Source organism: Bartonella capreoli (assembly GCF_902813205.1).
Classification (GTDB): Bacteria; Pseudomonadota; Alphaproteobacteria; order Rhizobiales; family Rhizobiaceae; genus Bartonella; species Bartonella schoenbuchensis.
Map to the genome: position 1 here is coordinate 462,305 of NZ_CADDZX010000001.1, position 9,243 is coordinate 471,547.

8 protein-coding genes are annotated in these 9,243 nt (G+C 38.5%); 4 read left to right on the forward strand and 4 right to left on the reverse strand.

What is annotated here, in order from left to right:
• The first annotated feature begins 120 nt into the window (after positions 1 to 120).
• A complete protein-coding gene (locus J7R05_RS01975) occupies positions 121 to 828 on the forward strand; it encodes a DUF4167 domain-containing protein (RefSeq protein ID WP_208540959.1) in 708 nt (235 codons plus the stop codon).
• A 12-nt stretch (positions 829 to 840) separates the two neighbouring features.
• Here J7R05_RS01975 and J7R05_RS01980 read toward each other — a convergent pair whose 3' ends face one another.
• From J7R05_RS01980 to J7R05_RS01990, 3 genes are all read right to left on the reverse strand, one after another.
• On the reverse strand, positions 841 to 1,296 hold the full coding sequence (locus J7R05_RS01980) for a hypothetical protein (RefSeq protein WP_208540960.1): 456 nt from the start codon (positions 1,294 to 1,296) through the stop codon (positions 841 to 843).
• A gap of 730 nt (positions 1,297 to 2,026) precedes the next feature.
• Positions 2,027 to 3,046, reverse strand: coding sequence for a sensor histidine kinase (locus J7R05_RS01985; protein ID WP_208540994.1), 1,020 nt, complete (start codon positions 3,044 to 3,046; stop codon positions 2,027 to 2,029).
• A 20-nt stretch (positions 3,047 to 3,066) separates the two neighbouring features.
• A complete protein-coding gene (locus J7R05_RS01990; protein WP_208540961.1) occupies positions 3,067 to 3,861 on the reverse strand; it encodes a response regulator in 795 nt (264 codons plus the stop codon).
• A gap of 163 nt (positions 3,862 to 4,024) precedes the next feature.
• Between J7R05_RS01990 and J7R05_RS01995 the strand changes: the two genes are divergently transcribed.
• The 3 genes from J7R05_RS01995 to J7R05_RS02005 all read left to right on the forward strand — a co-directional run bounded on the left by J7R05_RS01995 (position 4,025) and on the right by J7R05_RS02005 (position 6,446).
• The gene (locus J7R05_RS01995) at positions 4,025 to 4,228 is read left to right on the forward strand and encodes a NepR family anti-sigma factor (RefSeq protein WP_010704273.1); all 204 of its coding nucleotides are present in this window, start codon (positions 4,025 to 4,027) and stop codon (positions 4,226 to 4,228) included.
• Between the two features lie 6 nt (positions 4,229 to 4,234).
• Positions 4,235 to 4,789 (forward strand): RNA polymerase sigma factor, encoded by a 555-nt coding sequence (locus J7R05_RS02000; protein ID WP_208540962.1) that lies wholly within the window; start codon positions 4,235 to 4,237, stop codon positions 4,787 to 4,789.
• A gap of 226 nt (positions 4,790 to 5,015) precedes the next feature.
• Positions 5,016 to 6,446: a sensor histidine kinase gene (locus J7R05_RS02005; protein WP_208540963.1), complete on the forward strand. Its 1,431-nt coding sequence runs from the start codon at positions 5,016 to 5,018 to the stop codon at positions 6,444 to 6,446.
• Between the two features lie 159 nt (positions 6,447 to 6,605).
• On the opposite strand, the gene J7R05_RS02010 is transcribed toward J7R05_RS02005, so the two are convergent.
• The gene (locus J7R05_RS02010; RefSeq protein WP_208540964.1) at positions 6,606 to 8,624 is read right to left on the reverse strand and encodes a M23 family metallopeptidase; all 2,019 of its coding nucleotides are present in this window, start codon (positions 8,622 to 8,624) and stop codon (positions 6,606 to 6,608) included.
• Between the last annotated feature and the right edge of the window lie 619 nt (positions 8,625 to 9,243).

Here is a 9,243-nt window from a genome sequence, read left to right on the forward strand (position 1 = left end):
AAAACGGGGATAGTCTCATAACCGTATTTTAAACATGATCAGCATTATTAAAGAAATAATGCGATGAGAAAAATCAATTAAAAATATAATCCAAAAGGAATACGTATAAAAGGGATACATATGAGGTCACAGCAAAATAGACGGGTGCGCAATCGTAATAATAACAATAATCGTCGTGGCCCTAATCCATTGTCCCGTAATTATGAAAGTAATGGACCGGATGTAAAAATTCGTGGTAATGCCCAGCAAATTGCTGATAAATACATAAGTCTTGCACGTGATGCACAAGGTGCTGGTGACCGCGTTATGTCAGAAAATTATCTGCAACATGCTGAACATTATTTACGTATTATCCTTGCAGCAGTTGGACATAGTTGTCAACCAGTTCAGTGTGATGAAAATGGTGAGAAGAGCTGCGAAGAAACAGGTGTTGAAAATATTAAAATAGATGATAGCAATGATGAAAAGTCTGTGACGCACACGCAACAACAAAAACACAATGAAAGACGAAAAGGTAGCAAAAAAAATATACGCTCATCTGATGCTCCAGAAGCCAAGAGTTCTGAATTAACTGAAACTGTTGAACAAAAAAAACGAACTGCTGAAGAGGGGGATGAAGCTGCCAAAAAATCGCGTCGTTTGTCACGTCGGCATACTCAGACTCAAGAGTCCTCTTCTGGTGAGTTGTTTCAAGTAGCAGCACTTTCTGAAAAAAGGAGTGAATCTGCAAAAAAAGTTTCTTCCCTTCCTTTATCTGGTGAAGAGGCATCAAAAAAGCCACGTCGACGCAAAACAACACCAACGCGTTCAGTGGGGGAAAAAGGCTAAGTTTGTGTTGATTTATTGCGCTTGAAAAGGCTTTGTGAGAGGTGTTTCTTGTGTCATTGTCACGGAGAGATTTGCAATAGGAGCACCTGTGCGATAATTATAAATCATGAAATGTGTTTGCCCGTTTGGCATTAAAACTCTTAGTGCGATGTGATGGTCTGACAGGCTTTGCGATATAATCTGTGCTTTTGGTGGCAGTGAGAGTGTGTGATGAGCAAAGGGTAGGTTCTCGCCTTGAAGGGCAAGAGGCTTTGTTCGTGTGGAAGCTGTTTCAGGTGTTATAATTTTATAGATTACGCCTGCCAACACAAAAAGAATAAGAATGATTGTAATTGAAATGGATATGATCATTAAACGTATGAGTTTTTTTCTCACCCGTTCTACTGCAGGATCTAAAGGTTCATCTTGGGGTAGGGTGTGTGGTTCTTTATGGTTTTCTTGAAAAGCATGCGTATTATTATAGGTCATGGTGCATTTTTCCATTGTTCTTTTTAAGCGTAAAGGATTTATGCTTTAAATGATTTTTTTACAATGGATAAGTGTTTTTAAAAAAACAAGAAAGAAGTCACAAGGCGTTTGTTTTAAGATCTGTTTTCTCGTTATTATTGTTATGGAAACTTTGAAGCAGGAAATTGCCTTGGCTTGTAACAGACCAAACAAGAGTAACTTTTTGTTGAGTTGAGTTTATTGGTATGTTTGTGCATTGAGCAAAAATTTGCTGCCCGGATGTGAGTTTTTTGATTGATGGTATGATATCTTTCTCACATATTTGTGCTGTTGGGTAGAATTTCACCATGGAGTCATTGGAATAACAGCTGTTCAAATCATCGTTACATGAAACAAGCAGCAGGACGGTAACGATAGGGTTCATAAAATACTTTCTAGAAAAAATGTTTATCGCTTCTTTAAGCAATCTTTTGACAAGAGAGGTTTGCAGCTTAAACGCTTATACATTTGGTTTGTTCCAAAAGATGAGTAAAGCTCGATTTATTCTAAAGAGAGTGATGGCGTAAATTAATGGCATAAATTTATTGCCAAGAGGATTGGTTGTATCGATTTGATTTAAAGAAACTGGTAGTGCAAACTTTAAATTTTTGCTTCAAAAATGGTGCAATGGATATTGATGGGCATCAAAGTCATTCATCATGTCGGGAATGGTGAGGGGGCTTTGTATATTTCTTTGTGTTTGAAATGTTCTTTAAGAAAACGTATCAAGATCAAAATAAGTATCAGGCACAGATAAACAATAAACCACTCCTTCTTCTGTTACTTTTAAAGAGGCTGATCCATTTACGCAAATGGGAACAATTTTTTCTAAAACTGTACTGCCAAAACAGGCTTTATTGTGCTCAGAAAGAATGGTTCCAGGTTCAAAATTTTCATGCCAAATAATTAAGAGGTTTGCTGGTTTATTGGTGTTGGTGTGGATTTCACAGCGCACAGACACACTTCCCCTTTCTTGCGACAGGGCACCAAAAGAGAGTGAATTGACAATGAGTTCATGAAAAGCCAAACCAATATGCAAAGCCGCATTTGGAAAGAGATAAGGGTCAGCACCTTCAATGGAAAATCGCTTTATTTCTTTCACAAGATACCCCAAAGCTTGCGATTGTACTAATTCACGAAATTGTGCTCCACGCCAGTTGGAATCGGTAATGAGATCTTGAGAATGAGAAAGAGAATGCAGACGCCCTTGGAATTTGCGTAAAAAAACCTGGAGCGATTCTGTATAGCGTGCAGTTTGGCTAGCAATACTTTGAATGATAGCCAAAAGATTTTTAGAACGATGACTGACTTCTCTAAGCAAAATTTTCAATACTTGTTCGCGTCGGCGCAAGCCTGAAATTTCAACACCCGTGGTGATCACGCCGATAATTTCTCCACGATCATTGCGGTCACAATCAATTGAGAATTTATACCAAATTTCTTGTTTTGCCATATCTTCAAATTGCACTTCAATGGTTTGCATTTTGCCAGTGGCTAAGACCTGCAATTTGATCGTTTCCATATTATTGGCAAGATCGGGTGAAAAAAAATCATTATCGCGACATCCCACTCGCCATTTATTGTGCAAATGCTGAGGCAAGTTTTCAGCCCATAAATGGATCAGATTTGTTGTCTGATAGAGAACACAAATATCAGCACTGCGGATGGCCTGCATGAGGGCGCTGAGATGAGATCTGTCCATAGGCAGAGTAGAAACAGGGTTGATGCTCATAATTGAAATATTGCTTTCCATTATGCGGCTTTGGAAGCATTTTCTTGAAAAAATAAAGCCTGTGAAATAAGTGCTTTTACCATATCAGGATTAAAGGGTTTTGTGACCAAAAAAGTCGGTTCAGGACGTTCCCCTGTCAGCAATCTTTCTGGAAAAGCAGTGATAAAGATCACAGGTATTTGGTCATTTTTCAAAATATCATTAACCGCATCAATACCTGAACTATTATCTGCCAATTGAATATCGGCTAAAACCATCCGAGGTTTTTTTTGGTGATACATAACAACAGCTTCATCACGGGTGCGTGCAATCCCTACAACTTGATGGCCAAGATTTGCCACCATTTGTTCAATGTCCATCGCAATGAGGGGCTCGTCTTCAATAATCATAATTTGTGTGGCTATTTGTGCTGAAATATCAATAGATGCTTGGTTGAGAAATTGATGAAACTGTTGTGCATCAATATTCATAATCTCGCTTGCCTCACGCTCATTAAAGCCTTCTACAGCAATCAGCAAAAATGCTTGGCGTGCACGCGGTGTAAGATACGATAATTTTGCATTTGCCTTTTGTTCAAGACCAAATTGAGGCAATGGCTCTGCGATATTGGGCGTGGTTTGATCAAAAAGGTGACAAAAAAGCCGATAGGTTCCAATGCGATCGCTTGATGCTTGTGGAAAAATGGAGATATCGGTAATAAGCGCTTCCAACATCGCTGCTACATAAGCATCACCAGACGATTGGCTGCCTGTAACAGACCTTGCAAAACGTCGAAGATAAGGAAGATGTGGGGCAATACGCATTGATAATGACATGATTGATAACTCCTTCTGTCTTTAAAAGCGCTTTTGAAAATTAAAATTCCCAACATACGAAAAAGTTCCTTCCCTCATATGGAACTTTTTAAGCGCAACTATATTTACAACCATGAAGAGAAAAATCTTCTTTGAGTTAATATATGGGTTAAGGGACTGAAAAATGAACGACTGTGGTGAAAAAAATCTCACCGATCCTTCTGCACTTGGCGATAATCTTTTTGGCGTTAATAGCGAGATTGTTCTGAAACTACGCCAATTTTATATGGGGATTCAGGAAGAAGCTATTCCTGTTCGTTTTCTAGAACTTTTGGAAAGATTGGATCAAGCAGAACGCGCCTCTTTAAACAGCGCAGAAGAGGTTTGATCCTTTATGATGACGGGTACGAAAAATTTTAAACAAGAATTGCTTTTGGTTCTGCCGGCGTTGCGTGCTTTTGCTATTTCTTTAAGTGGCAAGCACGATAAGGCAGAAGATCTTGTTCAAGACACTATTATGAAAGCATGGGCTAAGCAAGACAGTTTTGAAATGGGTACGAATATCAAAGCTTGGCTTTTTACCATTTTGCGTAATGAATTTTACAGTCAGATGCGCAAAAGAGGTAGAGAGGTTCAAGACAGTGATGGTCTTTTGTCTAAAAATGTAGCTGTTCATCCTGCTCAATATGGATCGTTGGATTTGCAAGATTTTAAAAAGGCCTTAGACATGCTTTCTGCTGATCAGAAAGAAGCGATTATTTTAATTGGTGCGTCTGGTTTTTCATATGAAGATGCTGCAGCTATTTGTGATTGTGCTGTGGGGACAATTAAAAGCCGTGTCAGCAGAGCGCGCAATCGTTTGCAAGAACTTCTCAAGGTAGATGGTGAATCCGATTATGGCCCCGATGCTTATTCGGCTGGAAGTACATTGTGCTCATTTAATAGTTAAAGAGCGTCACCATGATGGTTAAAAGCTTTGTTTTTTGTCTTTCCATTACAACTTTTACAGGAAATCATCACTTGGAGGATCTTCTAAACGATTTAGCCTGCATTTTTGGGAAAAATAAAAAAAGCCTACACCAGGTATCTGCCAGGGTTTTTATATCAATGATCAGGAAAACCCTTCTCCTATACACTGAAGAATGATGATTGTCAGGTTTATTGATGGAAATTCTATGACAACACAGACGGATTTTCTTCCTCAAATATCTTCTTCTGGTTCAACGATTACACGTTGGCGGTGGGTAGCAATTATCATCTCTCTTTTGATGGCTTTTTTAGCCGCGATTTTTATTATGTTGTTATCCAACGCAGTGGATCGGGAAGTTGCACGGTTGAATACAAGTTCACAATTGCGAGAACAAGCTGATTTGGTATTGATTAATTTGGTTGATATGGCGGCAGCGGACCGTCGCTATGAAAGTAGCCACAGGGAGGAAGATAAAACTCACTTTACAAATGCAGTTCGTGATCTTGATGATATTCTTGATTACGCCAGTCTTATTGTCTATTCCAAGCCGCAATGGTATGAATGGTTTAGCGCTTTTAAAAAAGAAGTCGAAGCGCGTAAAGCTATTATGATTGCGCATATGGTTTCTCTCGATTCTTTTACCGATCCATCAGTTAGGCTGCCATCTTCTCCTGAAATTTCAAAACTCCAAGTTGCACGTTTAGCTCAGTTAATGACAAATTTTATCAATGGTGATAATGCTACACGGCAAAAACAACGCAAAGACATAGCTATGATGCGTGCTGCTTTAACATTGGCAGCAATTGTTGCTGTTGTTAGCACTTTTGTTTCAGCTTATTTTGTGATTAATCGGTTTCGTCGTGATGTTCGTTACTTAAAAACATATCAATTGTTACTTCATAGCGAAAATGCTGCTCTTGAAGCACGTGTGAAAGAGCGAACACAGGAATTGGAAAAGGCACGCAACCATGCTGAAAAAGAACGCCAGCGTGTTGAAATGCTTCTGCAAGATGCAAGTCACCGTATTGGAAATTCGCTCAGTACAGTGTCTTCTTTGCTTGCGTTGCAATTAAATCGAAGCAAAAATAAAGAAGTGCGTTCTGTTCTTGGTGCTGCACGCGATCGTATTCAAACAATCTCTACTGCACACCGACGTTTGCGTTTGTGTGATGATATGGAGACAACTTTAGTGGCCGAATTCTTAAGTTCAGTTGTTCATGATGTTGAATTGGCGGTGCCCCTTGAATTGCGCGAAAATATCACCATTCATACAGATTTCAAAGAATGTCAATTATCATCAAGAGATGCTACAACACTTGGAATTATTCTTGGTGAATTGCTGACAAATGCTTTAAAACATGCTTTCCCCGATCAACGGTGTGGAAATATTTATGTTTCTTTTATCCCCCAAGATAATGATCAAATGATCTTGATTGTTGAAGATGATGGTGTGGGCATCAACAGTCAAAATTTAGGGGAAAAAGCAGGCCTTGGTCGCGTGGTTATCGAACAACTTTGTATGCAGTTTGGTGAAAAACCATCGTTTAAAACATCTGATTTAGGTGGAACAAAGGTGATCATTCCTTTGCCAAAACTAAAAACCCGTAGCGCAAATGATTCATCACCTGTCTCTTAAAAGCGCTATTAAAATGGTTCCTCTCTCCTTTATGTTGCTTTTTTATTTGTGTTGTTTTTTTGTATAAGGGAAAGTCAAGCGTTGCTTTTTGTGGGTTTAAAATATTTCCCTTTATGTGTTTTTAAGTGCTTTTCTGATCATTGGAATCTAAAGTCTGATTTAAGAATCATTGGTTGATTTTGTGGCGCTGTTGATTAAAGAATCAATATTGCGTTTTTCTTGCAAGAATGTTTGCAAATCTTGATTGAGCAATTCTTTACTGTTGGGTATGCGGATGCGCATGGGGTCAACTTTTGTGCCGTTAACAATAATTTCAAAATGACAATGAGGCCCCGTTGCAAGCCCAGTTGATCCAACATATCCAATTACTTGCCCTTGCCGGACTTTTATCCCTGGTTTAATGCCTGGTGCGTAATTATTTTGATGAGCATAACTGCTGACATAACCATTGGCATGTTGAATAACTACCTGGTTTCCATAGCCACTGGTTACACCCACTTTGGTTACAACACCATCACCAACGGCAATGATGGGTGATCCTTTTGGTGCGACCCAATCGACCCCAGTATGCATGCGCACATAGCCTAAAATAGGGTGTTTGCGTGGTCCAAAGGGTGAGCCGAAAGTGCCATTTGGAGTAGGTTTGCGGAGCAGAAAAGGCTTTGAACTTTTTCCTTCTGAATCATAATAATCAACACTGCCATCTTTAGATTGATAACGATAATATTTATAGGTTACATTACCAAAAGTGGCACTGATATAGCGAATTTCAGGATCTACATTATTAATGGGTGTTTCTTGATGAATGGGGGGGGCTTGAGTGTTTTGGCTCTGTTGCTCATTTTGTGTGCTTTTTTTGTCTTTTTCATTGCTGTTTTCTTTAGGTACAGCATAAAATATTTCAAGCTGATCGGTTGGTGTGATGCGGCTTTTCATGTCAATATTGGTTGCGAGCAGACGAATAAGGCGCTGTGAGACAGAAGGTGACATATTATGGCTGAGAACAGCACGATAGATGGCATCATAAACTGTTGGTAATCGCCCGACGTTAATCAAAGAATGGGAAAGACCATTTTGAAACGCAGTTTGAAGAATAGGAGACATTTCTGGTTCTGTGCTTTCAACAAATTGATTATCATCATTTAAAGCAACTGTGAGAGCGTGATACTTTTTACGATAAATACTCGCCCGCACAATATGATCTTCTTCTCCATGTTGCGTGACAATTCCAAGGCGTAAGAGACTTCCTTCTTTGAGGAAGTCAGAATAGTTCAATGTGGCTAAAGCTTGTGCGACTTGTTCAATTTGTTCTCTATTATAATCAGATTCAAATTCTTGAAGTATTTCCAATATTGTTTGTTTTTTATGAACAGGGATAATATCTTCAACGTAATTTTTTGTAAGGCCGATTCGATTTTTTTGGGGCGAAATAGTGAGATTTTCTTGAGTAATACGCACTCCAGGATTATCTGATAATTTAAGGGTAGATGATAAGTTATCTACTTTTAAAAGCTCGCCCAATGTAAGAATTGAAAGAAATTCATTTTTTGCGTCCACTACTAATCCAGCGTTTTGTATTTCTTGTTGCGCTTTATCATCAGTAAACGTATCTGTACCGTCAAAATTAACCTCATTAACAATGAAATTACGGCTGCGTAAGGTCATTTTTGTTTGCGTTTTTGCTCCATAAATTTGTCCGCTTCCTTCAGGAGTTGGGGTTTGTTTTTCCCAGTCTCTGGTAAACATGCTTAAAGCATCAAATTGAGGATAGGTATATTGATGAGGGCGCTCTTCTGCTAAGGCCATGCGAATCCACTCAAATTTCTGTGTTTCAATGATTTTTGCATCGCCTTTGTTTTGGAGAATTGATAACTCAAATTGACGCTTACTATCAAAGCTTTGACGCACGCGTGTTGGGGCAATACGGTCACTTTTGTTGCTATCAAAATCGGGGATGTCTGCATCTACATTGGACCATTGTAAAGGGGTGATAAGTTGCTGCTGCCCCTCTAAAGCCGTGAAAAGTGCAATGGCCATAAGAATATAAGATGCCAATCCGGTTAGAATAGTTCCTATAAGCCAACGCAAAGAAACTTGTCTGAGACCAGGTTTTAAGCGTTTGACGACAAGAGCATGTTCTTGCCCAGGATCTTTTTTTTGATATTGGTTATCCCACATAGAGTTTCATCGTATTCTTTAAATATTCCAATGTTAAAAGTTAGTAAATTTAAGTTGTTTTTACAACAGTATTACAAATTATCGTATAGCAAACGTACATCCTTTTCATTGAAAGAAAAGGCTCTTTTTTGTATAAAGCAACGAAAAATAAGGATGTAATTCATCTAACAAAAATACAATTTTATATAAAAATATCACAAGCCAATTTATTGTTTAGAAAGCACTATTCTTTATCCTCTTTCGATTTTAGTGTTATTATTATTGAATGAAGAGGTAAGTTTTTATAAAAATAGTGTTGACTCTTTTGGGATATGGGGTCTATATACATTGGAGACGAGGTCGTTAAGCCACGCGAGGTGGTTTTTTGCGCACTTGTTTTAGCATTTTAGCACATAAAGTTACGCACTTCTAGCCGACTGGTAGAGATGTTTGCGTTTTTTAGCTGTGTTATTTGCAGTTTAGAACAGCGATGTCTGTTAGTTCTTTGACAAGAGAAGAAAGAGAAATGTGGGCGGCATAGTCTGCAGAGGTTTTAGGCTTTTATTAGTTTAAAATTTCACACAGAATATGGCGGCACGTTTTTCAAGAGAAGATGTTAATACCGGATCTAATATTTATA

Coding starts and splice junctions, on each gene's coding strand:
- J7R05_RS01975 (WP_208540959.1), top strand. CDS start 121: ATGAGGTCACAGCAAAATAGACGGGTGCGCAATCGTAATAATAACAAT.
- J7R05_RS01980 (WP_208540960.1), bottom strand. CDS start 1,296: ATGACCTATAATAATACGCATGCTTTTCAAGAAAACCATAAAGAACCA.
- J7R05_RS01985 (WP_208540994.1), bottom strand. CDS start 3,046: ATGAGCATCAACCCTGTTTCTACTCTGCCTATGGACAGATCTCATCTC.
- J7R05_RS01990 (WP_208540961.1), bottom strand. CDS start 3,861: ATGTCATTATCAATGCGTATTGCCCCACATCTTCCTTATCTTCGACGT.
- J7R05_RS01995 (WP_010704273.1), top strand. CDS start 4,025: ATGAACGACTGTGGTGAAAAAAATCTCACCGATCCTTCTGCACTTGGC.
- J7R05_RS02000 (WP_208540962.1), top strand. CDS start 4,235: ATGATGACGGGTACGAAAAATTTTAAACAAGAATTGCTTTTGGTTCTG.
- J7R05_RS02005 (WP_208540963.1), top strand. CDS start 5,016: ATGACAACACAGACGGATTTTCTTCCTCAAATATCTTCTTCTGGTTCA.
- J7R05_RS02010 (WP_208540964.1), bottom strand. CDS start 8,624: ATGTGGGATAACCAATATCAAAAAAAAGATCCTGGGCAAGAACATGCT.